This window comes from Ensifer sp. ENS03, assembly GCF_014852035.1.
Lineage (GTDB): Bacteria > Pseudomonadota > Alphaproteobacteria > Rhizobiales > Rhizobiaceae > Ensifer > Ensifer adhaerens.
Map to the genome: position 1 here is coordinate 26,546 of NZ_JACVAV010000015.1, position 25,075 is coordinate 51,620.

The 25,075-nt window shown below is 58.6% G+C and carries 28 protein-coding genes and 3 pseudogenes; 11 read left to right on the forward strand and 20 right to left on the reverse strand.

All coding sequences use genetic code 11. From position 1 onward, the window contains the following. Window positions 1–6: 6 nt before the first annotated feature. Entirely contained in the window at window positions 7–1,203 is a 1,197-nt protein-coding gene (locus tag IB263_RS31455) for an aminotransferase class V-fold PLP-dependent enzyme (protein WP_348646955.1), read from the reverse strand. Continuing rightward, window positions 1,197–1,676, reverse strand: coding sequence for a RidA family protein (locus tag IB263_RS31460; protein ID WP_112976271.1), 480 nt, complete (start codon window positions 1,674–1,676; stop codon window positions 1,197–1,199). Before IB263_RS31460 ends, IB263_RS31455 begins: the two co-directional genes overlap by 7 nt. Before the next feature lie 121 nt (window positions 1,677–1,797). On the opposite strand from IB263_RS31460, the gene IB263_RS31465 reads away from it, so the two are divergent. Further along, a complete protein-coding gene (locus tag IB263_RS31465) occupies window positions 1,798–2,718 on the forward strand; it encodes a LysR substrate-binding domain-containing protein (RefSeq protein ID WP_192439466.1) in 921 nt (306 codons plus the stop codon). Window positions 2,719–3,174: 456 nt separating this feature from the next. Continuing rightward, window positions 3,175–4,284, forward strand: a complete 1,110-nt coding sequence (locus tag IB263_RS31470) for an NAD(P)/FAD-dependent oxidoreductase (protein WP_112976272.1) — start codon at window positions 3,175–3,177, stop codon at window positions 4,282–4,284. Between the two features lie 298 nt (window positions 4,285–4,582). Here IB263_RS31470 and IB263_RS31475 read toward each other — a convergent pair whose 3' ends face one another. Both IB263_RS31475 and IB263_RS31480 read right to left on the reverse strand, forming a co-directional pair. After that, entirely contained in the window at window positions 4,583–4,990 is a 408-nt protein-coding gene (locus IB263_RS31475; protein ID WP_192439467.1) for a type II toxin-antitoxin system VapC family toxin, read from the reverse strand. Beyond that, on the reverse strand, window positions 4,990–5,238 hold the full coding sequence (locus tag IB263_RS31480; protein ID WP_192439468.1) for a type II toxin-antitoxin system prevent-host-death family antitoxin: 249 nt from the start codon (window positions 5,236–5,238) through the stop codon (window positions 4,990–4,992). The genes IB263_RS31475 and IB263_RS31480 overlap by 1 nt, the downstream gene beginning before the upstream one ends. Window positions 5,239–5,877: 639 nt before the next feature. Between IB263_RS31480 and IB263_RS31485 the strand changes: the two genes are divergently transcribed. After that, on the forward strand, window positions 5,878–7,047 hold the full coding sequence (locus tag IB263_RS31485) for a hypothetical protein (protein ID WP_246811133.1): 1,170 nt from the start codon (window positions 5,878–5,880) through the stop codon (window positions 7,045–7,047). Between the two features lie 55 nt (window positions 7,048–7,102). Here IB263_RS31485 and IB263_RS31490 read toward each other — a convergent pair whose 3' ends face one another. The 8 genes and pseudogenes from IB263_RS31490 to IB263_RS31525 form a co-directional block, all read right to left on the reverse strand. Beyond that, complete coding sequence (locus IB263_RS31490) at window positions 7,103–7,378, reverse strand: hypothetical protein (protein ID WP_034799791.1); 276 nt, start codon at window positions 7,376–7,378, stop codon at window positions 7,103–7,105. Window positions 7,379–7,451: 73 nt separating this feature from the next. Continuing rightward, a complete protein-coding gene (locus tag IB263_RS31495) occupies window positions 7,452–7,832 on the reverse strand; it encodes a DUF6481 family protein (RefSeq protein WP_192439469.1) in 381 nt (126 codons plus the stop codon). A 29-nt stretch (window positions 7,833–7,861) separates the two neighbouring features. After that, window positions 7,862–8,086 (reverse strand): hypothetical protein, encoded by a 225-nt coding sequence (locus tag IB263_RS31500; protein WP_060608879.1) that lies wholly within the window; start codon window positions 8,084–8,086, stop codon window positions 7,862–7,864. Between the two features lie 119 nt (window positions 8,087–8,205). Next, entirely contained in the window at window positions 8,206–8,415 is a 210-nt protein-coding gene (locus tag IB263_RS31505; protein WP_034806062.1) for a cold-shock protein, read from the reverse strand. 219 nt (window positions 8,416–8,634) lie between these two features. After that, window positions 8,635–8,901 (reverse strand): annotated as a pseudogene (locus IB263_RS34840) (hypothetical protein); the annotation flags it as partial. 117 nt (window positions 8,902–9,018) lie between these two features. After that, window positions 9,019–9,276: a hypothetical protein gene (locus IB263_RS31515; RefSeq protein WP_127890585.1), complete on the reverse strand. Its 258-nt coding sequence runs from the start codon at window positions 9,274–9,276 to the stop codon at window positions 9,019–9,021. A 537-nt stretch (window positions 9,277–9,813) separates the two neighbouring features. Then, a complete protein-coding gene (locus IB263_RS31520; RefSeq protein ID WP_089045299.1) occupies window positions 9,814–10,026 on the reverse strand; it encodes a hypothetical protein in 213 nt (70 codons plus the stop codon). A 558-nt stretch (window positions 10,027–10,584) separates the two neighbouring features. Then, window positions 10,585–11,034, reverse strand: coding sequence for a hypothetical protein (locus tag IB263_RS31525; RefSeq protein WP_110819564.1), 450 nt, complete (start codon window positions 11,032–11,034; stop codon window positions 10,585–10,587). 310 nt (window positions 11,035–11,344) lie between these two features. Here IB263_RS31525 and IB263_RS34565 point away from each other — a divergent pair, with 310 nt between their 5' ends. Both IB263_RS34565 and IB263_RS31530 read left to right on the forward strand, forming a co-directional pair. Next, complete coding sequence (locus IB263_RS34565) at window positions 11,345–11,473, forward strand: hypothetical protein (protein WP_256436137.1); 129 nt, start codon at window positions 11,345–11,347, stop codon at window positions 11,471–11,473. A 22-nt stretch (window positions 11,474–11,495) separates the two neighbouring features. Then, the gene (locus IB263_RS31530) at window positions 11,496–11,705 is read left to right on the forward strand and encodes a DUF1515 family protein (protein ID WP_089045295.1); all 210 of its coding nucleotides are present in this window, start codon (window positions 11,496–11,498) and stop codon (window positions 11,703–11,705) included. A 168-nt stretch (window positions 11,706–11,873) separates the two neighbouring features. Here the strand turns inward: IB263_RS31530 and IB263_RS31535 are convergent, their stop codons facing one another. The 3 genes and pseudogenes from IB263_RS31535 to IB263_RS34845 all read right to left on the reverse strand — a co-directional run. Then, entirely contained in the window at window positions 11,874–12,137 is a 264-nt protein-coding gene (locus IB263_RS31535; protein ID WP_034803228.1) for a hypothetical protein, read from the reverse strand. 711 nt (window positions 12,138–12,848) lie between these two features. Beyond that, complete coding sequence (locus tag IB263_RS31540; protein WP_127890581.1) at window positions 12,849–13,430, reverse strand: intradiol ring-cleavage dioxygenase; 582 nt, start codon at window positions 13,428–13,430, stop codon at window positions 12,849–12,851. A gap of 505 nt (window positions 13,431–13,935) precedes the next feature. Further along, window positions 13,936–14,073 (reverse strand): annotated as a pseudogene (locus IB263_RS34845) (Lrp/AsnC ligand binding domain-containing protein); the annotation flags it as partial. Window positions 14,074–14,497: 424 nt separating this feature from the next. Here IB263_RS34845 and IB263_RS31550 point away from each other — a divergent pair. After that, entirely contained in the window at window positions 14,498–14,896 is a 399-nt protein-coding gene (locus tag IB263_RS31550; protein ID WP_371814287.1) for a cupin domain-containing protein, read from the forward strand. Window positions 14,897–15,125: 229 nt separating this feature from the next. Here IB263_RS31550 and IB263_RS31555 read toward each other — a convergent pair whose 3' ends face one another. Next, entirely contained in the window at window positions 15,126–16,256 is a 1,131-nt protein-coding gene (locus IB263_RS31555) for a glycosyltransferase (protein ID WP_246811134.1), read from the reverse strand. 20 nt (window positions 16,257–16,276) lie between these two features. Further along, complete coding sequence (locus IB263_RS31560) at window positions 16,277–17,761, reverse strand: FAD-dependent oxidoreductase (RefSeq protein WP_192439471.1); 1,485 nt, start codon at window positions 17,759–17,761, stop codon at window positions 16,277–16,279. Window positions 17,762–17,980: 219 nt separating this feature from the next. On the opposite strand from IB263_RS31560, the gene IB263_RS31565 reads away from it, so the two are divergent. From IB263_RS31565 to IB263_RS31585, 5 genes and pseudogenes are all read left to right on the forward strand, one after another. Next, complete coding sequence (locus IB263_RS31565) at window positions 17,981–18,982, forward strand: polysaccharide deacetylase family protein (RefSeq protein ID WP_063891175.1); 1,002 nt, start codon at window positions 17,981–17,983, stop codon at window positions 18,980–18,982. An 82-nt stretch (window positions 18,983–19,064) separates the two neighbouring features. After that, a complete protein-coding gene (locus IB263_RS31570; RefSeq protein WP_318267721.1) occupies window positions 19,065–20,255 on the forward strand; it encodes a glycosyltransferase family 4 protein in 1,191 nt (396 codons plus the stop codon). Beyond that, the gene (locus tag IB263_RS31575) at window positions 20,252–21,544 is read left to right on the forward strand and encodes a nucleotide sugar dehydrogenase (RefSeq protein WP_192439472.1); all 1,293 of its coding nucleotides are present in this window, start codon (window positions 20,252–20,254) and stop codon (window positions 21,542–21,544) included. The genes IB263_RS31570 and IB263_RS31575 overlap by 4 nt, the downstream gene beginning before the upstream one ends. A 251-nt stretch (window positions 21,545–21,795) precedes the next feature. Next, window positions 21,796–22,530 (forward strand): DUF2306 domain-containing protein, encoded by a 735-nt coding sequence (locus IB263_RS31580; protein ID WP_192439473.1) that lies wholly within the window; start codon window positions 21,796–21,798, stop codon window positions 22,528–22,530. A 166-nt stretch (window positions 22,531–22,696) separates the two neighbouring features. Next, a pseudogene (locus tag IB263_RS31585) lies at window positions 22,697–22,892 on the forward strand (cold-shock protein); the annotation flags it as partial. Between the two features lie 56 nt (window positions 22,893–22,948). On the opposite strand, the gene hisN reads toward IB263_RS31585, so the two are convergent. The 3 genes from hisN to IB263_RS31600 are packed head-to-tail and all read right to left on the reverse strand — an operon-like array spanning window position 22,949 to window position 25,066. Further along, window positions 22,949–23,725 carry a histidinol-phosphatase gene (hisN, locus tag IB263_RS31590; protein ID WP_192439474.1) on the reverse strand — a complete coding sequence of 259 codons (777 nt, stop codon included), beginning with the start codon at window positions 23,723–23,725 and terminating at the stop codon, window positions 22,949–22,951. After that, complete coding sequence (locus IB263_RS31595) at window positions 23,718–24,446, reverse strand: ABC transporter permease (RefSeq protein WP_192439475.1); 729 nt, start codon at window positions 24,444–24,446, stop codon at window positions 23,718–23,720. The genes hisN and IB263_RS31595 overlap by 8 nt, the downstream gene beginning before the upstream one ends. Then, a complete protein-coding gene (locus IB263_RS31600) occupies window positions 24,443–25,066 on the reverse strand; it encodes an ABC transporter permease (RefSeq protein WP_256436141.1) in 624 nt (207 codons plus the stop codon). The genes IB263_RS31595 and IB263_RS31600 overlap by 4 nt, the downstream gene beginning before the upstream one ends. Between the last annotated feature and the right edge of the window lie 9 nt (window positions 25,067–25,075).

Sequence of the window (25,075 nt, forward strand, 5' to 3'; positions counted from 1 at the left end):
GTCCTTCTATTGGATCACATCTTTTGCGATTTGCTCAACCGCGTGGACGAGGCCATCGACCTCTCCCGCAGTATTGAAATAACTGACCGAGGCTCGAGCTATCTCCTGCAGTCCGCGCGCGGTCATGTCGAAGGGCGTGTAGGGTACGCCGTTTGCTCCGATTGAGATACTCTTCTCGGCTAGCTTGCTTCTCACAACCGATGCCGAAATTCCCTCCACGGTGAAAGAAACAAGGCCCGACTGTTTCTCCCCGAGATCGCGCACCTCAACCGCCGGAATACGTTTCAACCCTTCCCGAAGCCGGGTTGCCAGTAGGGCAATGCGGGCTTGGATTGCCTCGACACCCAACTCCGAAGCCAGCGCGATCGCTTCGCCGAGCCCCAGGAGCAGTGATATAGGCGCTTCGGACGTTTCGAATAGACGAGCGTCTTTCCTCAGCTCGACTTTTCCATTCACGAGAGGGCCGGAGCTCACATCAACGAAACCGGGATCGAGCTTCTCAAGGAAATTGGAGCGAACGTAAACGAGAGCCGTTCCGCGCGGCCCTCTAACGTATTTCCTGCCGGCCGCCTTGAGAACATCGCAACCTATCCTCGACACGTCGATTGGGAGTTGACCAAGTGCCTGCCCGGCATCCACGAAGTATGGGATGCGAGCCGCGTTGGCGACCCGCCCGATGGCTTCGGCGTCGTTTATCAGTCCCCCGTTGGCAGGAAGCCATGTAAGCGAGATCATGCGCACCTTGTCGTCGATCATTGCGGAAAGAGCGTTCGGATCGACACTGCCGTCTTCCGTGCAAGGAATGGTCTCGATACTTGCCCCGGCATGGCTTGCCGCACGCTGCATCGATGCGACATTACCGCCCCATTCCTGTCGGCCAATTAAAATGCGCTCGCCCGACCTTAGCTGTGGCAACGCGGCAAACACGCTCCCCCAAAGGGCAGACCCCGATCCACCGAACGCAACCTCGCCTTCGTCGGCGCCGATGAACTTGGCAGCATTGGCACGAAGTATCGCGAGCTCGTGCGCAACCAGTGCGGCAGCTTCCATCGGGCCTCGCGTCGATTCCAGCATCAAGTGCCCGATAATTGCTTCGGTGACCCGCCTCGGTGGAAGCGAAGCTCCGGCGTGATTGAAGTGACTTCGCTGGGCGCAGCCGGGTGTGTCGTTGCGCAGGCTGTCGATTTTTGCGTCGGTCAGCACCTGGTCTGCTCCAGTTCCACAACCGCATCGATCTCGACGGCTGCCCCCGAGGGAAGCGAACTGACACCAATGGCGGCCCTCGTGTGCTGCCCGGCTTCGCCGAACACCGCAACCATCAGGTCGGAGGCACCGTTTGCAACCTTCGAGTGATCCTTGAACTCGCTCGTTGCCGCGACGAATACGCCAAGCTTCACGATGCGACGGACAGACGAAAGCGAGCCGTCTGTATTGGCAGCGATCTGTCCGAGAAGATTAAGGGCTGCGATACGCGCCGCTTGCACCCCCTGCTCGTGAGATATGTCCGCACCCAGGGTGCCTGCAATGATCTCACCAGCCGGCGCCTTGCTGATCTGACCGGAAATGAACAACAGGTTACCGGTGCGGACCACCGAGATGTAGTTCGCAGCCGGAGACGTCGGTGCGGGCAGTTCCAGGTCAAGAGTAACCAGTTGGTCACGGATGGAAATCGTCATCGCTTTCTCCTTTTCTTTCTTGCTTCATGAAAGAAATCCGAGGAGCCCGCCAATTCAAAGCTTTGCGCCCTGCGATCGAATTCGTTAATGTCAGCCGTCATTGATCCGCGAGGCATCGGCATTGCGCAGTTCCCCGTTCCTCCCACCCCTTTCCGCGGCCAGGGTCTTCCAGGTGGTAGCAAACCGAGGGAGCTTTCGATTGGCCGGCGAGGAACTGCTCATTACGCAAAGCGCGGTGAGCCACCACATCAAGCAGCTCGAGAGTGCTCTCGGGACTCCACTCTTTCGTCGCAAGAGTAAAAGCATTGAGCTGACCGAGGCAGGCACAATGTTTCTTGCCACCGTCGACGAGGCCTTCACTGTGCTGTCGGAGGGCACCGCGAGGGTGCGCTCGCGATCCGGGCAGACCAGCTTGCGTGTGAGCTTGCTTCCCTCTTTCGCCGCGAACTGGCTGGTCAACAGACTTGGCAGTTTCCTCAAGAGCCACCCGGCGATCGAACTCGAATTGGATCCGACCCTGCGCGTTGTCGATGTCGGGCGCGGAGAAGCGGATATCGCGATCCGATTTGGCGATTTTAGCGCGAGCAAGCAGTCCTGCGTGCACCTCGCAAACGAAGATTTGTCCCCGGTGTTGAGCCCGGTGCTATACGGAGACGGATCCCAGTTTCAATCCGCATCAGACCTACTCAACCAAGAGATATTACAGGCCAAGAGCGGCCTCGAGTGGCAGCTGTGGTCGCAGGCAGCCGGATTTCCGCTTGAGAAGGCCAAGCAGACCCGGCTGACTGACTACAACATTGTATTGCAAGCTGCTCTTGACGGTCAGGGTGTCGCCATGGGGCGAGGCCTTCTTGTTCGGGAGCATATTCGGGCGGGGCGCCTGGTTAGGCCCTTGTCGGCTTCGTTGAGCTCACAGAAAGCAGCATACTGGGCAGCCTTCGACCCGCTCTCGAAGAAACTCGAAGCGATAGAGGCGTTTGTCGCCTGGTTGAAAAATGAGATGACCCTATCGGCGCAGAGAACTTCCAGCCCCATTTTTTGATCAATGCAATCGCCGTCCGAACGGTAAGCTGCCGGTGGATACCTCTGGCGCGCGCCACCAACTATTTCTGCACAATACCCGAATGTTGGATGAACATGCAGGCCGGCTGTAACCTCAACACCGAGGAAGTGGCGCTTCGTGGCGAACTGGAGTTGTTCCCCGGTAGAGCGGCATAGCCGGCCCTACCCCAGTGAGACACCTTCCGGTCGATACATTATGCGATCAGATCGAAAGGCTTCCGGTCTCTCCTCACTTTTTCTTTGCGCGTGGAAAATGAAATCCGTCTAATTGGGGCTGCAACGACCGCTCGGCCGCTCCCGCCCCAAAAAACATTCTCGCCGAAGGCATGGAAACGCAACCCGGGCGATACAGGCGGAGTACAAGGGGAGACAGCGCCCCGCCCACTTGTCCGCCGACCCCTGTCGCATTAGGCTCCATTCTGGGAGCGACCATCGAGTGGATACCCATGTCGTCATTGTCGGAGCCGGGCCGGCCGGCCTTGCGGTCGGCGCCTGCCTAAGACGGGCGGGGCTGGATTTCGTCATCCTCGAAATGGCGCATGAGATCGCCCCCGCCTGGCGACGCCACTACCGGCGGCTGCACCTTCATACGGTGAAGGCGTTCTCCGCGCTGCCGCACATGCCATTCCCCAAGGACTATCCGCGCTATGTGCCGCGCGAGAAGATGGTCGCCTATTTCGACGCTTATGCCGAGCGCTTCGAGCTACGACCGCGCTTCGGCGAGACGGTCAAGTCCATCCGCCGCAAGGACGGCGGCTACCTGGTCGAGACCGGAACGGAGACATTCTGCGCAGGCCACGTCGTGATCGCCAGCGGCAACAATGCTGAGCCCTTCGTTCCCAGCCTGCCCGAAATCGAGGCCTTCAAGGGCAGGCGGCTGCACAGCGCTGACTACACTGAAGCCGCGCCCTTCGCCGGCCAGTCGGTTCTGGTTGTCGGTATGGGTAACACCGGCGCTGAGATTGCGCTCGACCTTGCCGAGTGCGGCGCCCGCCCGACGCTGTCGGTACGAAACGGCATCCACATCGTGCCGCGCCAGCTGTTCGGCGTGCCGATCCAGATCATCGCCATCGCAACCCGACCGCTGCCGCGAGCTGTGAACGACCGGTTGTTCCCCACCATCCTCGACCTCGCGCTAGGTAAGCTCGAAAAATACGGCATCGCCAGGCCGAAGCAGGGCATTCTTGAGCAGATTAACGCCGGACGCATCCCGGTCATCGATGTCGGCACGGTGAGAGCGATCAAATCCGGCGACATCAAAGTGGCATCAGACATCAAGCGTTTCACCGAGCGCGGTGCCACTTTCGTTTCCGGCAGGCATGCGGAGTTCGACAGCGTCATCCTCGCGACCGGCTACCGGCCGAGTTTCGAGAAGTTCCTGCCGGCGGCATTGCGGCCCGGCAAGAGCGGCGTCACTCGCCAAGCCGCCGCGCTCGGCCTTTATCTCGTCGGTTTCCACAATCCGGTCACCGGCCTGCTCAGGGAGATCGGTCGAGAGGCGGCCGCGGTGAGCGCGGATATCGAGCGGCGGAGCAGCACAAAGTGATTGCGTCAAAGTTTCAGCGATGGGTGCTTCGTCCGCGCGCGCCCCAAACATGGAGCATATGGGTGGTCGCTACCCGGACGCCGATCAGCGTGTCATCGCCGCCGACCTACAATAAGGTTCTCGCAATGGGAAAGTCGGCTCGGCATCGCCATGCAACGCGAGCGTCTCGCAATAACGACCGTGATTGAGCCTCCGCTCACTGCGGAGGCTCAATCAATTGCATACCGCAAGATCCAAGCCCCGGCGAACAGTTGGTCCGAAAAACTATCCTCGAAGGGTGTCCGTCGCGCCGGGCGGCTCACGCCGACGTTTCCCAAGGATTGATTACGGAGGCATCTGTGTCTTCGAAATCCTTGACGTTGCGAGTGACAAGGATGAGATCGTGGACGATCGCGGTCGCGGCGATCAACCCGTCAATATCACCGCGGGGGCGGATTGCCGCGATGCGGCCCCATTCGACCGCGATTTGGTCTGTTATAGGCAAAATGCGGTCGCCATGGTCGTGGCGCAGCTTGCGCAGCCATTCGGTGAGGTGCGCTGCAGTCTTTGGATCCGACCTCTGTTTCAGGGCAATGCCGCGCAGGATTTGGCCGGGGGTGAGCGCGCTCAGGTGGATGCTGAGCGGATCGACAGAGCGCAGCCAAGACACCGCCTGCGACATGCCACGTCGCGCCTCTGACACAATGTTTGTGTCAACCAGGTACATCAGAATGCCACATCGCGGCTTGGCGTCTTGATGCGTACATTCACCGCATCAGCGAGTTGGTCGTCCCAAGCGGGACCGCCAAGCAGGTCATCGACCAACGTCGGCCGGCCAGCCCGTAGGGCGTCGTAGTCATGCAGTACAACGGCGGTGTGCTCCCCGCGCAGCGTGACAATCTGCGGTCCCTCGTGGCGGGCCTTCTGCACCACCTTCGAGAATTGGTTCTTGGCGTCCTGCAGTTGCCATTCCATAGCTCCACTCCAAGTTGGCTAGACTGTCTAGCTATATAAATCCTGTCGCTCGCGATCTAACGGGGAAATGCGCGATCGATAGACCTCTGCCCGCAACGCCACGCGAGCTTACTCGCAGGACTTGCATGCGACACCGAACTTGCTGAGCAAATTTGGCCAAATCTTCCTTTTGTCGGAAATGAATGGTGCAGATTACGCAATCAGCAGCAACTAGGGTGAGTCAACCCAGGCCCTTCGCACCTGGGTCGCCGGCGTCGCTCGGGGCAGGCAACGCGAGCCCGAGCCTTGCTCTTGCCTGACCGAAGACGGCTCGCGCGGTTCATCCTCCATCCGGGCTAATGGCGGCACGGCCAAACGCATGATAGATTCATATTAGTTATTACGCATATATATGCTCGTACTTGTTGGTGGCGACATAATTCGCATTCCTTCAGTGAACGTTCATGGCTTGCTTAAGCTGTCGGTGGGGAATTTATCCGGCTGACTTTCCTCTCGTCGACCTTTCCGACATTCGCGGGAAGCCGGCGCAAAGTAACGGGATCGCTCGGACCGCCGCGCGGCAGGCATGTGGGGGACTGCGCGGCTGCGACCGACACCTAGCCCGGGTCGGTTTCGCATCGGGTATGAGACGGAGGGGACATGCTGAAAAATATGCTGCTGCTGTTGATCTCGCTCACCGTGGCGCTCGGTGCCGGGGAAGCAATGCTGCGCATGTTCACGCCGTTTCCGATCGGCACACGGACGCACAAGAGCATCGACGAGAAATATGGCTATCGCCTCGATCCGGCACTCGGCGACGTAGACGAGGACGGCTTCCGGGATCCGCCTGGAGTAAGTTCTGACTTTCAGGTCGCGGCGATCGGCGATTCGATGACCTATGGCAACAACGTTGATAGTGCGCATTCCTGGCCGGCGGCTTTCGGGGCAATGACGGGCGAACGCACGTACAACTTCGGTGTTGGAAGCTACGGTATCTACACTTATCACGCCATCGTGCACGATGCTTTGGCCGCGGGCGCGAAAGGCAACATTGTCGCCGTTTTCCCTGCCAACGACTTCGCGGTCGTCTTTTCCGCCTGTGATATCATGAACGCACGTTCCGACTTCTGGCTCTCAGAGCAGAAGCGACTTCATCTGCAGGCCCTGTTCGGTGACGCGGGAGGTTATTCGCAGTGTGCCAAGGCGCAATCCGTTAGCTTCAAGACGCAGCTTGTCGAGAATGTCGCGATCCTGAGTGCCTATCACCATGAGATCGGGGAACGACTGAAGAGCCTTTACGCACGACTGTTCAAAACGGGCGATGGCGAAACATCCGAATACTATACGTTTCCGGACGGATGCCCTTCCGTCCTGAAACGCTATGTCGACGACCACGGCCGTATGGCGGATCTGGCATCACCCGAAACCGCAGCAATGTTCAGCGACTTCCAGCGGTTTGCGGCCGATTGGGCACAGCAGCGGCCGGGGCGGGTGGGCATTCTGCTCATTCCATCGAAAGAGCGCGTAATCTTCGAATGCCTGCGTCGCCATGACCGGCTGGCGTCAGCTGCGCCGGAATTTGTCCTCAGCGTTGAACGTCAGGTTGCGCTTGAAGACAAGATTCGCGAGACCGCAAAGGAGCTCGGTTTGCCGTATCGAAGCGCGCTTGCCGCAACCGCCGATGCCCTGCAGGATGCGATCGTTGCCGGGCAGCGCCTTTATCCTGAAAGAGACGGCCATCCGTTTGAAGCCGGTTATAGCGCGTTCGCACGGACAGCATCATTGCTTTGGGATGAGATGACGGTGAGGGCCGCCCAGCCTGGCGACTAGTCGGCGTTGATGAAGCAACGTGAAATCGCTGATCGCAGCGAGCGTATGCATCCAGTCAGGCTCGGTCGTACGTAAAGGACGTCAGCAAGGTGGTTACGAAATTGCTCGCCCGTTCCTTGACGAGCACCTCGGTCCACTCATTGGTCCCTCGAAGCCTTAGATCGGTGTAGATGCTGTCGACGGCGGCCTCTTCGATGCGTTTGATGTGCGCCTTGAAATTTGCCTCGCCGCCGGCATGGTACATGTCCCGTATAACCATGCGCAGGATTTCTTGGATTGCGATTTGCCACGACGTGTTGATCGCCTGGAGTTCATTCGCATCCGGTGCCATCGGCGTTCCCTTTCGTATTGAGTGTCCCGAGCATGACATCGCCATGCTGTCGGGTAACGGCGCAACGGAAAAATTATCCTTGTCTTGCCTTGCGATTGGCATAGCGCCTGTCGCGGTTGGCCTTTCGCACCGCCTCATCTTCGATCACCCGCGCTATACGCGCGTTTTCGGCGATCGCCCGCGCTTCGGTTTCGGCGACCGCTGCCGCCTCAACGGCTGCCTGCCGCTCTGTCGCCTCGGTCTCGATACGCTTTTGTTCGTCAAGCTTCAGACGCTCGCGTTCAACGCGCCGCTCTTCACGAGCGGTGGAAAGGGCTTCGCGCTCGGCCTGCCTTGCCATCCTCCCTGGTTCTGCTGCAGTCCTTGCCGCTCGGTAGGCGTTCAAGAGAGCAGCTTTGGCGTCTGCCGATGCGGCTCGGCGGTCGGAGATGTCGTTTTTTCCGGCGTTCTTCATTCGTATCCCAATAGTAAGTGCGTCAGAGATCAGCGCGCCTTGGCGCGTTTGGCGATAAGGTTGCGTGTCGCCGACAAGCGGTCGGCCAACTCCTTTGCAAGGCGTTCCTCTCGAAGCCGGAGAGTCTTGGCATCCCGGGCCTGAGCAACGGATTCCACCTCTTCCATCGCGTTGTTTTTGGAGAAGAACTGCGTCTGGACTTTCATGAAGGCGATCTCCGCCTGCTGACGGGATTTGCTATGTGCTTCTATCATTGGAACCTCAACTAGTTCGGCGTGGCGAACAAAAAAGGCCAGGCGAAACGCCCGGCCTTGTTGAAACTGCTTCCGGCAATGCCAGTACATCCGTGGTCAGAGGGAAGCAAATCTCAATTTTAGGCAGACTGCAGATTGGTAGCAGACATCTTGCCCGACTTATTGTCGCGCTCGAGCTCGAAGCCGATCTTTTGCCCTTCGACGAGTTCGCGCATTCCAGCGCGCTCGACGGCGGAGATGTGCACGAACGCGTCTGCGCCACCGTTATCAGGCTGGATGAAGCCGAAGCCCTTGGTGGAGTTGAACCATTTTACTGTGCCTGTGGTCATGATGAACCCTTTCAAAGCATAGAGTGAGGGACCGCTCAGCCTATGCTGAGCAGGTGGAAACCGACTGTTTTTGAAAGGGAAGTTCGCTTAAAGCGCGGTGCCAGTCGCGCGGTAGACAAAGCTCGGCAAGCAAAAGATCGATGCCGCATGTATAAGTGACTTGGATTGGCGCGTCAACGATTAGTTTTCTAAGATGCAGTATTCACCCTTTGGCTGTATTCATCTAATTGTGTCGCAGGAGCGAAGGCGCGCCTCCCTCGGCCCTGTCGGCGGCTCGTCCCCATCGCACGGATGACCGCATCGTGTAGCAGATGGTTGAACGGGCTTGACCAGCACATCCGATACTCCCGCCCTTCCCGCCGCCTTGCCTACTTCCTCACGGCCATGGGCCATTACCATGATGAGACACGGCGTGTCGGTCATCCCAAGCGAGCGGGGCGCCATTGCAGTCTCTCTTCCATCCATTTTCGGCATCTGCCACTCGAGAAGAACAACATCCTAACGTGTTTGCGGAGGCGTTTTCCGAATGGCGACGATTGCGTCCGTTCCGGACGGTGCGGCGGGAGTGTCGAAAGACATCGCTGTCAACATCGCTCTCGTGCGCTAGCGGATCATACGTGGACTGACGGCACTCAGCATTCTCAGGATGTCGTCCTCCAACTTCCGGCACAGGTCTTCATATTCTTTCAAAAGTGCTGGGGCGGGAGCCGCCTGCTCGCGCAGTTCGTCACGGGTCACAGCGGCTTTACCGTAAGCTTCGAGCAGATCGGTTATCGCAACGAAGTTTGCGTCGGCAATTTGTTTCCGATGTCGTGGCAAGCGCATCATCATCCGGGCTCTACCGACCTTTTGGAAGTCCATTTTACACCCCCTAAAGGCAAGGCTGAACGCAGTCTCCTCGAACACGACTTCATTAGCAAGTTGCCTGGCTACTTTGCCTGCCCCACGCATATCAGTAACCGGCGGGCGCCATCACCGCGCAGAGCAGGTCCGCGATTCCTCGACGGACCGGCCGCCAGAGCGACGACCGCTCGCCCTCGATGGTCCAGCCGACGAAGCAACAGAAATCGTTTGGTTGCATTCTGCGAGTGAATGCGCTCTCAATTGCGTCGTCTGTCGAAATCGAAGGCGCAGATGGAAGGCAACACTCAGACGAAGGCTCTGGATCGTACCCGTTTCGATCTGGAGCCTTTTCACATCAATATCACAATCCCCCTGACGACGATCACCGCGGCTCGAGGCCAAGCCGGCATCGCGGGGATCCAGTCAAGCAATTGCGGATAGTTCCCTCCGGCAGGGCCGTTCGATCGAGCCGCAACACACCTGCGATCAGCGCGATCACCCCCAAGTAGGCCTCTCCTTTCCTCCCTAAAGAGCTCGCCTCACCCAGCAAACCCTTCACATCCCGTCGTCAAACTCCGCTGCTTGCCCTTGAGCCAGGAACTGCGCAAGTGCCGACATCAATGTCTCAGCGCTGTAGCGGTCAAGCTGAACCTCGATCGTCGTACCAGCGGAAGTTGATAGTTCGAAAACCCCCAGGAGCGGGTCAATGGACGCGATAGAAAAAGAACCCAGAAATTCACCCTGGACCGTTGTGCTGCCAAGCCCCATGGATGCCTCCTGCATGGTACGAAAGACATCACTAAAATAGTCGCTTTTGATCGATCCGCAAAGCCGGCGCCGGGTTCGCGATGCTTAATGGGGTAGATTGAACGAGTGCAATCACTCAGGGCCAGGAGATCATGGAGACGCCGATGAAGACGAACGCGGCTCCAGGCCAAGCCGGCAGGGACCCCAGCCAGTCAAGGCGTCGGTCCCAGGCGGCGATTTTGCTCGACGGGAAGGTTTCGACCCTGGTTAAGGTTGCGTACGAGGCCCCCAGCTAGTGTTCTTCTGGTCAGCCAGAACAGCCCTGCGATCAGCACCGTCGCCCCCAAAGTATCCATCGTCTATTACCCTCTAAATAGCTCGCGTCACAACCTCCGGCGCGACGGACACCAACAAGGCGGCCAGCGCGACGGCCGTTCCAATTCGCGCGATCTTCATCCGGCGCCCGCGAGCACCATTCCAGTCATAGCCCATGTGTTCCTCAGCCGGCTTCATGCCGTTCGTGAATGGTGGCTGGCGTTCCTAACAAAGAGGCAAATCCCGATGATTGCCCCTCCGGGCCTACGTTCGATGTTGGCCTCGTCTTCGGCCAAGTCGGAGGTCCAACATCACACGGACCAGCCATCTCCTGACATCTGATGTCGCCACGAATTCATCGATGTTTTCGATGGCGTATTCGAGTGTTTTTTCGGTGAGCGCGGTTGCCGCACGCTGTGAGGCGGTCAAGCTCTGCGCCCATGCCGTCAGCTCTGGCAGCAGATCCACGACCATGCCAACGCCTCCCGATGGCGGTGAATGGTCGAGCGGGCGGCGAGCATCTTTAAGTCGGCGTTCCAGTTCCCAGGCGTCTCGTACGCCACTCATGAACAAACGGAGCGCCTCGCGAGCCAGCCATTCGCCTTCTTCACTTTGTCGGGGGATATTCCGTGCGTTCACGACCTTATCAAAGACCGTGGAAATGACGGTGAGCCCCTCGGGAAGAATGTATCCGGATTGCAGTCGATCAAACATAACCTCCTCCATTTAAGGCGAAAGTGATGATGGTCCATCAGTCGCTGGAGCCCGTTTCATGGTCCAGCGATCAGACAAAATATGGTCTTCAAAACGGGCTATGACTAGCCCTTAACAGCTCCGGCGTCGACTTCGGCCGGCGATTTTTATCTCATTTTTTCATCTCACTAAAGGAAAACTCGATGAACAGAACGACGTTCCTCGCCTATGCGACGCGCGCGCCTTTTGGCGGCCGGCTCATGCATCCCAGGTCGGCGCCGTGAGTGTCATCCTATCGGCCCCAATCGGCCGGTAAGGTAATCGACGACCGGTGGCTCGCCGACAGCTCGCGACCGTCTTTCACGAGACCGGCGGCACGATGCAGCGGGTGATCGAGAAGCTCAATTACTCGGCCGCGCGCCTGGCCGAGGTCTGGCCGTCAAGACAAGGCGACGACTAGCCGGCAAGTGGTTCATTGGCGCATGAACCAGCTTGTCGACCGCGTCGGCCATCTGGAGGCGTCCGCGATAACGATTGGGGAGGAGGTCTCCGAGATGAAGCTGGTGACCGATGACGTGAGGCGATGGAAGCTGAGGCATCGGTGGCTTGGAGTCACCGGAATTGCGGCCAGGGCGCTCGGGATAAGTCAGGCCGAGGCGATACGGCGGATCATCTTCGTGATCATGGGGTAAGGTTGGTAAGCAGAAAGAAGAACCCCACCTCCGACGGCACGACGATGGGGCTCTCTACGTTTGATCCGGAGGGATCCGGGATCATCAGCAATGAACAAACCAATAGGTCCCGGATAGGTTCCTGCTGCCGTTGAATAAAGATGGCTCCGTAAGGTCGCGCAGGCTGCGCTAATGGATGGTCTGGGGCCATGTCACGTCCACGAACCGACCAATGGACCGAAGGTAGGCGATGATCTCGGACCTCAGAGCTGCGCGGTCGCCATACCTCTCGCCGATCCGACTAAGTTCCTCCTTGGCTTCTTCCTGCTCATCGACATCGCCAAGCACATACATATCGTGTCCCACGGCGTTGATATCGCAACCCGCCGCGATCACTTCGGCCACAAAACTTGGGATCTCATTTGCGTTCATTTCGCGCTTGCTCTCAATCATGACATCCTCGCTTTGAAACGAGAAACTACTGTGAGGTCGAGCGGTTCCCACAGGGACAAAACGCTCACCGGAATTCGGAGCAAACGGAAGAATGGCCCCGATGGGGTGTCGGGGCCAGTTGGTATCGTTGGCGCTTCTACGCGGGGAATGGGAGTACTCCATGAAGCGGGCTGTGATCCCGGAAAGGATCATTGCCTATCCTCTAACTGCCGCGTGTGAAAGTGGTTCCCAGTTGGAGAAGAGACGGCCCCGTCCGGGGAGAGCGGGGCCTCGGCACGGAGGTGCCATGGGCTCCATGCTGGGCTATTAGATGGAGCCTAGCCTAGATCCCGCGGGGGATGGTGGATCGTAGGCAGACCTAGAAACGCGTACATTTGACAGAGGTTCCAGCACCGAAGAAAAAAAAGGGGCCCCGAAAGCCGATAACGGGACCCTAGGAGGTACGTGCCAAAATCCTGGTGTAAGAGAGCCAGGACGATCTTCAAACCTACGACGTCAGGATTGGTTCCGGCTCGATCTGAAAGCCGGGAGGGGGAGAAAAAATGGCCGCAAACGGCGACGACAGCGCCAAAGCGAAACGATCCGGTCTAAAGTACCCAGAGTCCTTGGCCTTGGTGCGCACGGTTTTCAGTGTCGGTCCATTCGCGGAGATCGGTCCACACAGCGTAGGCGGAGAGGTGAACGGTCATCAGGGAAATCATGAAGTGCCAGTCACGCCACTATGAAATCGTAGCGGCCGAATTTTCCGTCGCTCGTCGTTTTGATGTCGAGCAACAGGTCTGCATTGAATATGCGGTCACGCCTGTTGTCCGGCTCATCGGCAAAATACAGCTGCGTCGTCAGCACGTTCCCGCCCGGCCTTTGGACTTTCACGTGGTAATGCCGGGTGCGACCAGGATACAGCCCAGGCACGATCGTCTCGAACCACCATTTGCCTTCTGCGTCCGTGAATTGATGTCCGCGGAGTTTGTATCCGCTGTTGTCGTAGGTGCCGGTCTCATCGGCATGCCATAACTCGATCAACGCTTTGGCTACCGGCTGGCAGTCCTTGGTTAACACGTAGCCAACAAGTGTCATTCTTTCACCGCCCGGTGAATCGCTGGCGAAGTCCTTTTTTTCAGGGCTCTCCGGTGTGAAATACGGGCCTTCGGTCTGTGCCGGCGTCAGATCGTCGTCATCACCGCAATTGGCCGTAAGCGGCAACTCCACGGAACCGCCGGCTGCATGGCCGAGTCTCGGCAGAACAATCGGCGTGGCGACGAAGCTGATAAGGAAATGTCGCCGGGTCGGCATGGCGCTATATCTCCAAACACGGAAGCCAAGATCGCGGGTCCATTAGGCAGAACTGGGGCGGATATTACCAGATTTCGCGACCAACAACGTCATCAGGCGAATGCCGCTGCTGAAGCGTCGCCGGTCTACACGGTTTGCACGTAAGCATCTGGTGTCTGAATTGGAGCAGCAGCAATGCCGTTCCATTGACGCCGTCTGCTTTCTAGCGGAAGTAAGCTTCCGTCGCCTTCATGTCTCGGCGAAACTGCGTTTGGCAAAGCATCCTGTCTTCATTCTGGGCTACGGGCACCGCGAGTTGCTCGACGCCCTGGCAGCTGCGCGAGGATCTTGCGAAATGCAGCTGGTGTGGGGTGACCGGCGTCCCGCTGATGGTCGTCCATGTTTCCAGCGGAGATGCGATCGATATCGTCGCAGCCGCCCCACGCCGCGGCGTGACCTAAATCGACGCTCGTTAGAGCTTCGCCGTCGTCGACTACGGCGTGGAAAAGAAGGATCGTTTCGCTGCCTATAATGCCGTGCCGGGCACGAGACGGATTTTGCGCATCACTGCATCAAAGTTGCCCAGGCTAGACGCGCTGAGTTCCACCAGCAGATCCCACCGGCCGTTCGTCGTGTGAATCTGCGAGATTTCAGGAAAGCCGCCACGCGATTGATCTATGGGTTCTGCTGTCCTTAGAAAAGTGATGGTGGATAGCTCAATGCTCAGCGCCGCCGGCTTAGCCGCCAAGAAGCCCACCGCGCGGTGACCGACTGACTTTCGGGGTTGGAAAGATACCAGAACGCAGCGCGGGCAGTGTCAAGGATAGCCTGGCTCGACTTGCTCCGGCTTTCGACGAACCATCATCGCAATTTGTAACTAATCGTTTCAGCCAATCTATTGGCGCAGATTCGGTACAAACCCCTGCTCATCGCGAAACAATCCATACACAAGCAGCGCGTCAACTGAACGCGGTAATAGAAACGGATTTCGTGAGGACTGACGTCCCGCCGCAAAAGCGCGACTGCATCTTCGGCTGCACACTCCAACTTCGACAACTGGCCACCACTGGAAAGGGTTCCAAATGAAAATTATGCATAGCATCGCGATCGCTGCCGCTGCCGCGGCGGCTTCAATCAGTTTCGCGCTGGGCGGCGTTGCCCAGGCGCAGGAACTCAAACGGACTGGTCTGGTTCAAAGCGATATCAGCGTGCCGGGCAAGGAAGCGCTTCAGGTCCGGGTAGATTTCCCGCCAAAGGCTGCATCTATCAATCATAAACATCCCGGCGAAGAAATTGCATATGTGCTCGAAGGTACGCTTGAGTACACCCTCGAGGGTCAGAAGCCGGTAACGCTGAAGGCCGGTGAAGCCCTCTTCATTCCGGCGGGTGTTGCGCACATCGCCAAGAACGTTGGCGATGGCGAGGCGTCGGAGCTTGCGACTTACATCGTCGCGAAGGATACGCCGCTTGCTGCCCCGGTGAAATGAGTTCGCTGCGATGGGGGAGCGATCCACTAAGTCTGTTCGTGGCTCGACCGTATGCGACCTGGGTCGACAGGCGCCGCGGCTACAAGAAATGCCGCGACAACCGATCCGCAACGGCTTCGATCATAGAGTGCAGACGAAGAGGCCCGCTGGCTTGCTATAGCCAGGTGGGGTCTATGCACCGCTTACTCAGATGGCATCACCCCACCGCAAGACCTGCTTGGCGGGGCAACTACACAGACCGTGACTGCCGCTCTGATGCAGCCGGGGGCGCGGGCGCTCCCCGGAAAAACAAGTCATAAAGTTCGGCGACACGTGCAAGCGGATAAACGCTGTCGACCCGGCGCTTGGCCGCTGCGGCGAGCACTGCATATTCGGATGGACGGAGACCCTGCATACGATTCATCGCATCGGCCAATGCGGTGACGTCGCCAGGCGGAACGATGAAACCACTGTCGCCGACTATAACCGCCGCGTCGCCCACGTCCGTCGAAATCACAGGTTTGGCAAAACTCATCGCCTCGGCCACCACATTGGGGAAACCTTCTGTGCGTGACGAAAGTACAAGAGCGTCGATGTCGTGATAAAAACCCGCCATGTCTGAAACATTTCCGCGTAGTTCGATGGCGCTCAAAGGCAGGCCTGCATCAGCGATCATCTGGCGAACGATGGCGCTATCGAGGGTCAGGCCAGATCCAGCAGCGACGAAGCGGATCTCCGGGTGGCACCGGTGGGCATGTGAAGCGGCAGCGAAGAAGGTCGCGTAGTCCTTCTGCGGATGTAACCGACCGGCAATGCCGAATACCAAAGGCCGGCGGGCGTTCACTGGTATTTCCTCTACGAAATCGAAACCATTCGGGATCGCGACGAGGTTCGGATTTCGGTAGCCGAATTGTCGATGCAAATGGAGGGCGCGCGAGGAGTTAAAGACAATCCCCGTTGGCCGGCTCGACAGAAGACGCGTCAAGTGCAGCGCCGTACGGGTGCTCGCGCTGAACGAACTCATGTCGTCCAACGACTGCCTGACGTTCCAGTAAACCGGCACCTCGTGAGCAACCCGCCACGCAGCCACCTGTCCGACAACCATGGCGTGGTACAGCCAGCACATTAATGCATCCGGCCGCTCATTGCGGATGAGCTGGCGAACCGTGAGCACCGATTTCATCATTCCGGCGGTCGACCGAACCTTCAAGGGACGAACATCGAGATCATGATCCGCAATCACCTGCCGATGTCGTTCGGAGACATCCATGAGAGACACGATAATTGGACGTTCGCCTCCGATCGCGCTCGCAAGTCGCAGCAGCATCACCTCCGCACCGCCAGTCCCCATCATATTGGTTATAATATGCATCACGCGCATTCTTGCCGTTTCCCGCCGTGCTAATTCGGTGCGCCCATTTCGTGCCCCTCCGCTGGTCCGATCATCTCGTGATCTCCGCAGCTACCGGAGGCTTTGATGGGTCTTTCCACATGCCTGACCGTCGGATCGGCACGCTGATCGAAGACCGCGCGATCCTTCGTCAGGACCGCCTCTGCTGCGAGCAAACCCGCGAGCGTAGCCCAGTCGGACCCCGGCCTGTTGACGTGGTAGAGCGTTGGATATCTTGCCAAGCTTCGCAGAAGTGACAGACGTCGCTCCGTCTGCTGCTCGCGCCAACTTGCTGCGGCGTTTGTGCGTTGCAGGCGGCGAACAGAAGAGCCGATCAGTCTTCCCGGATCGACCAGCCCAGCGGAAGCAAGTTCGTTGAGAGTGCGCTCAGTAAGGGCCTGGTCTCCTATTTGGATAATCGGATCGTCGGCCTGGCAAAAATATTCAATGCAGAGGCTCGAATGCCCTGGTGGAACCATTGCCCCGCCAAATGCCGCGTAATTGGTAATGCGCCCGATGGATGTCAGGGGATCGTTGACCTCCAACCAAGCGTGTGGAAACTGTGGTGGTTCGTCAAAAAAAAGATAAACGAGGATAACGCTCCGCCGTGCTTCGCGGCAATCCACATCGTTCGGACCGGCGCCAAGCAACTCCGTAAGCTTCTCAATAGGCAGGCTGGAAATCACATGGCGGCTCGTTCTACTGTGAACAACGCCGGACTCCAAATAGTCGACTTCGAATGAACCGTCCGCCTGGGGTCGGATCGCCCGGACCTCTGCTTGGAACCGTATCCTGCCGCCACGGGCATCAATCTCGCTGCGCAGCGCTTCGAAAATCTGGCCGGTACCGTGCGTGGGGTGACGCCAGGCGGCTTGAGTTTGTACACCTCCGCGTTGGGCAAGTCGTAAGGCCTGTCGCGCAATTTCGAATGATCGGGAGCGTTTCGAGGGGACTTCGTCGTCCATTTGTGGCACGGGCATTTCCACCCAGCGCCGGCCGCGGAATTTCTCCCAGTAGCCCTGCGCCAGCAACTCTGCAAAAACCCGTCCGACGCGACCATGCCAATAGGCCTCGTAGGATTTCGGGGAGCGCATCGCTGCGCAGGCCCAGCCTCCCAGCATCGACAGTCCTCCACGGACCAGCCAGGGAACAGGGATGCCACGCAGAATTCCGCGATATTTGCCAGACAACTCAAGGATGCGTCCGCGATAAAGGCTGCCGACACGATGAGGATACGGACCGTACGCACCGCCAAGCGCCTCGTTCCAAAGTGCATCGACTTCGGGAAACCGGGTGTAAAGTTCCTTGCGGCCCAGATCGACAGTGAACTGACGCCACCTGAATGAACGCATCAATCCACCGACATCGTCATCCCGCTCCAGCACAAGCGGCCGCAATCCGCCGCGACAAAGCGCGAGTGATGCTGCAAGGCCAGATGGGCCTGCCCCGAGCACAATGACGTGTTCATCATTCCTACGAGCACGGACATCGGACATATTGACTCTTTACGTAGAGGAACAGCTCAAACATGCCGACACCAACGCTGCCGTTGGAGGGCAAACCAATAATCTCTCTTGCCGATTTTGTACCATTACAATACCCTGTCAATAAATTCCAAGTTTAATTTAGTTCATTGGAAATGATAGCACATTAAGATGCGACAATGACAAGCATCGCTCGAATTATGTAAACAGAAATACTTATGGGTAAGTCGAATGGGCGACGGGGGAGGCTTTGTCCTGTCTCTGGATTTTGAGCTTATGTGGGGCGTCAATGATTCCCGCACGGTTGCCAATTATGGCCGCAACATCCTTGGAGTGCGCCACATGGTTCCGCGGATGCTTGACCTGCTCGATCATTACGAACTTGGCTGCACCTGGGCGACAGTCGGATTCCTCTTCTGCGACGGTCGGGACGAACTCCTTGCTCGCCTGCCCGCGATCCGCCCTTCCTATCGCAATCCGCGTCTTTCGAACTACTCATATCTGAACACCGTAGGCGCGGATGAAAGCAAGGATCCCTACCATTTCGCCCCAAGCCTTATTCGCGACATCAGCAGGCGACCGCATCAGGAAATCGCCACGCATACATTCTCCCACTACTATTGCCTTGAAGAGGGCCAAACGTACGAGGCTCTCGCTGCCGACATCGATGCGGCGCTCGATGTCGCTGCTGCCAAAGGATACTCCATCCGCACGATCGTCTTTCCACGCAACCAGGTCAGCGCTGCGGCGCTGGCGGTCTGCCGGGAGGCCGGAATTACGGTTTACCGGGGAACGGGACGCGCAGCTGGCGGCGGAGGTGTGGCTCGCGAAAGAGAAGGCGTTCTTCGGCGGGCCGTTCGGTTTGCCGACAGCTATCTTGAAATGGGGGCCCGACGAGAACTTGGGGTCGAGAGGCATGATGGGATGTGCAACGTCCCGGCAAGCCTTTTCCTGAGACCCTTTTCGCATCGCCTGGCGGCTGGCGAGGGTCTGAAGTTACAACGGATCTTGAACGCCATGCGCCGTGCCGCGCAACGAGGCGGCGTGTTTCATCTGTGGTTTCATCCAGAAAATTTCGGCGTCGACCAGGACGAGAATTTCGCGACGATGTCAGCTATCGCCGCAGAAGCCGCGCGCCTGCGCGAGCGTTACGGCTGGCCGACACTCAACATGGCCGAGGCCGCCGCTTCAGCCGTACGACAAGACACGACAATCCAGGCGGAAGGCAGTTAGCGCTTTGGCACTTCGCAAGCAGCTCGCCGACGTACCTTGGGGGATCGACGCAGTGACAGCAACGGCTCGTGGCAGATCAGAGGTGGACATCCGTTCTCCCCGGATCGCCGTGATTGCGAGCCTCACTTCGTCACTGGTGAATTTCCGGTTGGAGTTGCTGCGTGGTCTTCGGCAGCGTGGCTGCGATGTTTATGCACTGGGACCAGACGACGACGCGGAGACCACCGCTGTGCTTGAAAGCCTCGGCGTTCACTACATCCGCATACCACTGGCCCGAACGTCGACCGGACCAATCGGCGATCTAACAACCTTCGCAGCACTCGTGCGCATCTTTCGGAAAATCCGCCCAGACATCATTCTGCCCTACACCATGAAACCGATCATCTACGGCGGGCTCGCCGCCCAGCTCACGCGCGTACCGCACCGCTTCGCGCTGGTAACGGGCCTCGGCTACGTCTTTGTTGAACGGGTACACACGCTGCGCACGATTGCGCTGCGGTGGTTGAGCGTCAAATTGTATCGCATGGCTCTGAAGGGCGCGGAGCGCGTCTTTGTCTACAACGAAACGGACGCGGCTGAACTGAAGGCGCGCGCGATCGTCGCAGAAGACGTTCTGACGCTGGTACCCGGTTCTGGCGTCGACACTGAACGGTTTGCTGCATGCCCGCCGCCGATCGGGCCGCCGGTCTTCCTGATGATCGCGCGTCTCTTGCATGACAAGGGTGTGAATGAATTCGTGGCGGCAGCAAAGATCCTTCGGATGCGCCATCCGCAAGCCCGCTTCAGACTGCTTGGACCGTTCGATTCCAATCCCGCAGCGATCTCGCGCGACGAAGTCGATCGCTGGGTCGCTGAGGGTGCGATAGAATATCTCGGGCAGACGAAGGACGTACGGCCCCATCTTGCCGATTGCTCGGTTTTCGTCTTGCCTTCCTATAGGGAGGGACTATCACGCACTATTCTCGAGGCTATGGCAACAGGCCGAGCGGTGGTGACTAGCGATGCACCCGGCTGCGCAGAGCCGGTCCAGCACGGCGTCACCGGCTACGTCACCCCGGTCAGAAACATTGATGCTCTCGCGCTTGCGATGGAGAGATTCATCGCCGACCCCACGTTGATCGAAACCATGGGCGCTGAAGCTCGTCGCCGCGCGGAGGAGCGCTACGACGTACATGCGGTCAATGAGACGCTTTTTGCCGGCCTTGGGTTGGACCCGGTGCTTCCTGGGTCGCGGGACAGAAGTCTTCCACTACAGGGAGCAGGTGCCCCGTGAGCGGTTTCCCGGTTCAGGAGCGTATCGCAGTCGTCGGGCTCGGCTATGTCGGACTACCGGTGGCCGTTGCATTCGCACGTGTGGCAGAGCACGTCGTGGGTTACGACATTTCGCGCCGGCGAGTGGAGGCCCTGGGAACCGGACGCGATGACACCGGCGAAATTTCGAGCTCCGAACTGTCCGCTACGCGACTGACGATTTCGAATGATCCCGAATGCCTGGGGAATGCCACGCTATACGTTCTCACTGTGCCAACGCCGGTCGACAAGGCGCAGCGACCGGATTTTACGCCCCTGCTCTCCGCCTGCCGCGCTGTTGCTGCTCATCTGACGCCAGGGGCGATGGTCGTGCTTGAAAGCACGGTTTTTCCGGGCGCAACCGAAGAGATCTGCGGTCCCGAGTTGGAGCACGCCTCCGGCCTGACGTGTGGTCGGGATTTTTTCCTCGGATACTCGCCGGAGCGGATCAACCCCGGCGACCGCGTTCACCGGCTAGAGACGATCGTCAAGGTTGTCGCAGGACAGAACATGGCGACCCTGGAAAGGATCGCAACCGCATACGGCGCCATCATCCATGCAGGCATCCACCGCGCCAGCTCCATCCGGGTGGCCGAGGCGGCGAAAGTTATCGAGAATACCCAACGCGACATCAACATTGCGCTGATGAACGAATTGGCGATGATTTTTGAAAGACTTGCCATTCCGACGGGCGAGGTTCTCGCTGCAGCCGGGACCAAGTGGAACTTCCTGCCGTTCACGCCCGGGCTGGTCGGCGGACACTGTATCGGTGTCGATCCGTACTATCTGACGGCAAAAGCCGAGGAAGTCGGCTACCGTCCCGAGGTCATCCTTGCGGGCCGCAGGATCAACGATGGAATGGGGCGATTTGTAGCGCAGAAAGCGGTGAAACTCATGGTCGAAATGGGCATTGCACTCAGCACTGCCCGGGTTGGCGTTCTTGGGCTGACCTTCAAGGAGAATGTGCCAGACCTGCGCAACTCTCGAGTACCCGATATTGTCGACGAGTTGCGCAGCTTCGGGATTCGGGCTCTCGTTCACGACCCGCATTGTTCGGCGCATGAAGCGAAACACGAATATGGCATCGCTCTTGATGACCTTTCACACTTCAAAAAATTGCAGGCGCTGATCCTCGCCGTGCCGCACGACACCTATCTCGCCAACGATGGGGAGATCGGCCGGATGCTTGATCGCGGTGGTGTGCTTGTCGACGTCAAGGGAGCGCTGGCCCGCGCGCAGATCCCTGACGATATCAGGCACTGGAGCCTTTGAGGCATCGGACCAGGCAGATATTTGCGACAGCCATTCGTGTTGCGCGCCCGCAACGATCCGACATCAGGAGAGACACAGCAACGCGTCAACTGACTACAGACCGCACAATTGCAGCCTTAACAACGACCAACTACATGACATTTTTCTAATAATAAACTACACTGAGCGCGCCTTTGAGGCACGACCTCAAATTGAATTTCTGTTTTCATCTTAAACCATTGTAACGTATGCAATTTTTTGGCGGGCGTGCCATGGTTGAATTAAGACGTTTTCGCAAATCGCTTTGGCTGTTGATGACCCTCTCGGCGATTTCGGTCGCAATACTGAATTCGCGGTTCATCTTGGTGGATATTCACACCATATTTCATCGAGCCATTGATCACCTCGAGAATGAAAAGGTCGAGCTGTATTTGCACCTTTTTACGGCGCCGGTGCTTCTTGTCGGCGGGGCACTTCTTTTCTTTGACCGGCTCCCGCAACGGTTCCCCACTGTTCACCGCTGGGGCGGCCGCGCGTACATCTTGACAGTGCTTGTCACCTCAATCGCAACGCTGAAGATGAGCCTGAACGAAACCGAGGGGCCTTTGACGGTTTTCGGCTTTGCCGTTCTGTCGATCCTATGGTTCGTCACGGCCGCTCTTGCCTGGTTGCGGGCTGTGCAAGGGCGATATCCTCGTCATGCTGAATGGATGATCCGAAATTACGCCCTGACCCTTACAAATGTGACTTTCCGCGCTGAACTGCATCTATCCCTTTGGTTTGGGGCAGACTTCGACCTTATCTATGAGCCCCTACGATCGCTGCAGTTTGTTCCAAACCTTCTGCTTGCCGAATTGCTGATTCAGACTGCATTTTTCACAAGCCCGAATTGGCGGGACCTGCTTCGCTCCGATGCCTACCGCCGGCGACGAGACAGGCAACTTACGTCTCAGCCGGTGCGAGAGTTCTCAGTTCAAATACCGCCTGGTGACTCGTCATCACCTTAGTCTGCGTTGCTTGCAGCTAACCGAATTGACGTATCTGAACCTCGGTGGACCAGTGAAGTTTGATCAATCGCCTTCCCTTGACCGACTTGCTGCAAATTTCAGCGTTGCGAGAGGCGATAACGTAGAATCAGCACCCGCCATCGCGACGTCCGCGCAGCGAATGGTAATGGCAATTGTTACCGTGATGTTTTTCAACCATGAAAAGGGCTGCGGCTTCATCTCTCCCGATAACGGCGGAACGGACGTGTTTGTCCACGTCTCAGCGATCGACGGGGGGCCTTCTGCGAGACGGTCAGAAGGTCAGCTATGACGTCGGCCAGGATCGCAAGACCGGAGAAACGAGAGCCGAGAACTTCAGGGTCTGTCCGAGCCGCCCCATCACCAGGCAGAGCAGCCCTGCCCTCCAGTCAGACCTGCATCAATTCAGCGTTTCGAGGACTTGGCGATGCAAGGCTTCGTTGGCGGCCGCGAGGCACAGATTGCCGGAAGTCAGCGTGAGCGGCCGACCCTGCCAGTCCGTGATACATCCGCCCGCACCCGTCACCACCGGGACAAGGGCGCAATAGTCGTAGGGATCGAGCCCTCCATCGATGCTGATGTCGATGCTGCCGTCCGCGACGCGGCCATAGGCCATGCAGCTCCCACCATAGACGCACCACCGCGTAGATAGGCGCAGGCGCTCAACGCTATCCTTCTCGTTTTGCTGGAACGGTTCCGGATTGCCGTTGGCCATGAACGCCTCCGAAAGGAGAGCGGTCGATGCGGTCCGGATGGCAACACCGTTGAGGGTCGTCGCGCGCCCTGACAATCCCAGCCAGCGGTCGCCGGTGACAGGATTGTCAATCAGTCCAAGGACCGGCGTCCCGCCATGCGTCAATGAAATCAATGTGCCATAGACAGCAAGTCCGCCGACGAAAGCCTTGGTGCCGTCAATAGGATCGATGACCCAGACGAACTCCTCCCCCAAACCCTCGGCGCCAAACTCCTCCCCGAGCACCCCATGGCGAGGGAAGCGGTCTGCGATGCGTTCGCGCAGCGACTGCTCGACCGCGCGATCCGTTTCCGTCACCGGGCTCGAATCCGATTTCGCAACGGGGCGGCGCGGGCCGGCCGCAGCAGTGCGCACGATCTGCCGCGCAACATCGGCGATCTCGCTGGCGAAACTGGAAAAAAGCTGAAGCGACTGGTCAAGCATGGGCGGGTACCCTCCTCAATGTGTTTTGTGCCTCTACGGCCGGTCGCATGTGGCGGGAAAGTCGGGCCTCGATCGCCCGCACCAGGCGCGAGAGCATCCAGGCGACGCAGAGATAGACGAGCGCAGCGGAGATAAAGACTTCGTAGGGAGCATAAGTTCGGGCGACGATGTTATTTGCCGTGCCCGTGAGCTCCATGATCGTGATTGTGCTGGCGAGCGAGGTCGCCTTCATCATGCTGATCATTTCGTTGCCGTAGGCCGGCATGCCGATGCGCAACGCCTGGGGAAGAATAACGAGCCGGTAGATGAGCGAGGGGCGCATGCCCAAGGCGACGGCCGCCTCCTTCTGACCGGCCGGGATTGCGAGAATGGCGCCGCGCAGGATGTTCGCGGTGTAGGCTGCGGTATGGAGCGCGAGCGTCAGCAGTGCGCAGAACCAGGCTTCACGGAGGACTGGCCAGAAGATGCTGCTGCGAACAATCTGAAACTGCGAAAATCCGTAATAAACCAGGAAAACCTGCACCAGCAGAGGCGTTCCACGGAAGAAGGTGATGTAGCCCATCACCGGGAGCCGGATGATCGGGCGACCATTGGCTGCGACGATGCCAAGCGGCAAGGCGAGCAGGGCTCCGCAAACAAGGGTCATAAGGAGCAATTGCACCGTGGCGAGCGCACCGTAGAGCAGCGCCGGAACGCTCTCCAGCATCAGGGACCAGTTCATGCTGGGGACCTCCTCTCGCCGCGCATCAACCGTCCTTCGAACCAGGCGATGAGGCGCGTGTTTGCCAATGTCAGAGCCAGGTAAATCAGGGCGGCCGTCATGTAGAAGGTGAAGGGCTGGCGGGTGACCGAAGTGGCCATCTGCGACAGGCCCATCAGTTCATGCAAACCGACGATCGAGATCAGCGAGGTATCCTTGATCAGCGAAATCCAGTTGTTGCCGAGGCCTGGCAATGCAAAGCGCATGAGCAGCGGCAGACGGATCTTGGCGAACATGACGAACCACCCGAGGCCAAGCGAGTGCCCCGCCTCGATCACTCCGCTCGGAACGGATTGCCACGCACCGCGCAGGACTTCGGCAGCATAGCCACCGAAGACGAGGCTGAGCGCGAAGACGCCAGCCTGGAGAGGCGGCACCTCGACGAAGCCGAAATCCGCGACGAAGAGGTTGACCACTTTCGTCAGCGCCACCGTGCCGCCGAAGTACACGATCAGGATGACCAACAGTTCGGGGGTACCTCGCATCACCAGGCTGAAGCCACGGCCAAGGGATGCCACGGCCCGGTTCGGTGACATCTGCGCCAACGCGCCCAGCATGCCCCAGCACAGGCCGACGAGCAGCGAGAGCGG

Excerpts from the sequence above, each read along its gene's own strand:
- IB263_RS31460 (WP_112976271.1), bottom strand. The coding sequence starts at position 1,676 with ATGACGATTTCCATCCGTGACCAACTGGTTACTCTTGACCTGGAACTG.
- IB263_RS31475 (WP_192439467.1), bottom strand. The coding sequence starts at position 4,990 with ATGTACCTGGTTGACACAAACATTGTGTCAGAGGCGCGACGTGGCATG.
- IB263_RS31480 (WP_192439468.1), bottom strand. The coding sequence starts at position 5,238 with ATGGAATGGCAACTGCAGGACGCCAAGAACCAATTCTCGAAGGTGGTG.
- IB263_RS31485 (WP_246811133.1), top strand. The coding sequence starts at position 5,878 with ATGCTGAAAAATATGCTGCTGCTGTTGATCTCGCTCACCGTGGCGCTC.
- IB263_RS31490 (WP_034799791.1), bottom strand. The coding sequence starts at position 7,378 with ATGGCACCGGATGCGAATGAACTCCAGGCGATCAACACGTCGTGGCAA.
- IB263_RS31495 (WP_192439469.1), bottom strand. The coding sequence starts at position 7,832 with ATGAAGAACGCCGGAAAAAACGACATCTCCGACCGCCGAGCCGCATCG.
- IB263_RS31500 (WP_060608879.1), bottom strand. The coding sequence starts at position 8,086 with ATGATAGAAGCACATAGCAAATCCCGTCAGCAGGCGGAGATCGCCTTC.
- IB263_RS31505 (WP_034806062.1), bottom strand. The coding sequence starts at position 8,415 with ATGACCACAGGCACAGTAAAATGGTTCAACTCCACCAAGGGCTTCGGC.
- IB263_RS31515 (WP_127890585.1), bottom strand. The coding sequence starts at position 9,276 with ATGGACTTCCAAAAGGTCGGTAGAGCCCGGATGATGATGCGCTTGCCA.
- IB263_RS31520 (WP_089045299.1), bottom strand. The coding sequence starts at position 10,026 with ATGGGGCTTGGCAGCACAACGGTCCAGGGTGAATTTCTGGGTTCTTTT.
- IB263_RS31525 (WP_110819564.1), bottom strand. The coding sequence starts at position 11,034 with ATGTTTGATCGACTGCAATCCGGATACATTCTTCCCGAGGGGCTCACC.
- IB263_RS31530 (WP_089045295.1), top strand. The coding sequence starts at position 11,496 with ATGAACCAGCTTGTCGACCGCGTCGGCCATCTGGAGGCGTCCGCGATA.
- IB263_RS31535 (WP_034803228.1), bottom strand. The coding sequence starts at position 12,137 with ATGATTGAGAGCAAGCGCGAAATGAACGCAAATGAGATCCCAAGTTTT.
- IB263_RS31540 (WP_127890581.1), bottom strand. The coding sequence starts at position 13,430 with ATGCCGACCCGGCGACATTTCCTTATCAGCTTCGTCGCCACGCCGATT.
- IB263_RS31555 (WP_246811134.1), bottom strand. The coding sequence starts at position 16,256 with ATGCGCGTGATGCATATTATAACCAATATGATGGGGACTGGCGGTGCG.
- IB263_RS31560 (WP_192439471.1), bottom strand. The coding sequence starts at position 17,761 with ATGTCCGATGTCCGTGCTCGTAGGAATGATGAACACGTCATTGTGCTC.
- IB263_RS31565 (WP_063891175.1), top strand. The coding sequence starts at position 17,981 with ATGGGCGACGGGGGAGGCTTTGTCCTGTCTCTGGATTTTGAGCTTATG.
- IB263_RS31580 (WP_192439473.1), top strand. The coding sequence starts at position 21,796 with ATGGTTGAATTAAGACGTTTTCGCAAATCGCTTTGGCTGTTGATGACC.
- hisN (WP_192439474.1), bottom strand. The coding sequence starts at position 23,725 with ATGCTTGACCAGTCGCTTCAGCTTTTTTCCAGTTTCGCCAGCGAGATC.
- IB263_RS31595 (WP_192439475.1), bottom strand. The coding sequence starts at position 24,446 with ATGAACTGGTCCCTGATGCTGGAGAGCGTTCCGGCGCTGCTCTACGGT.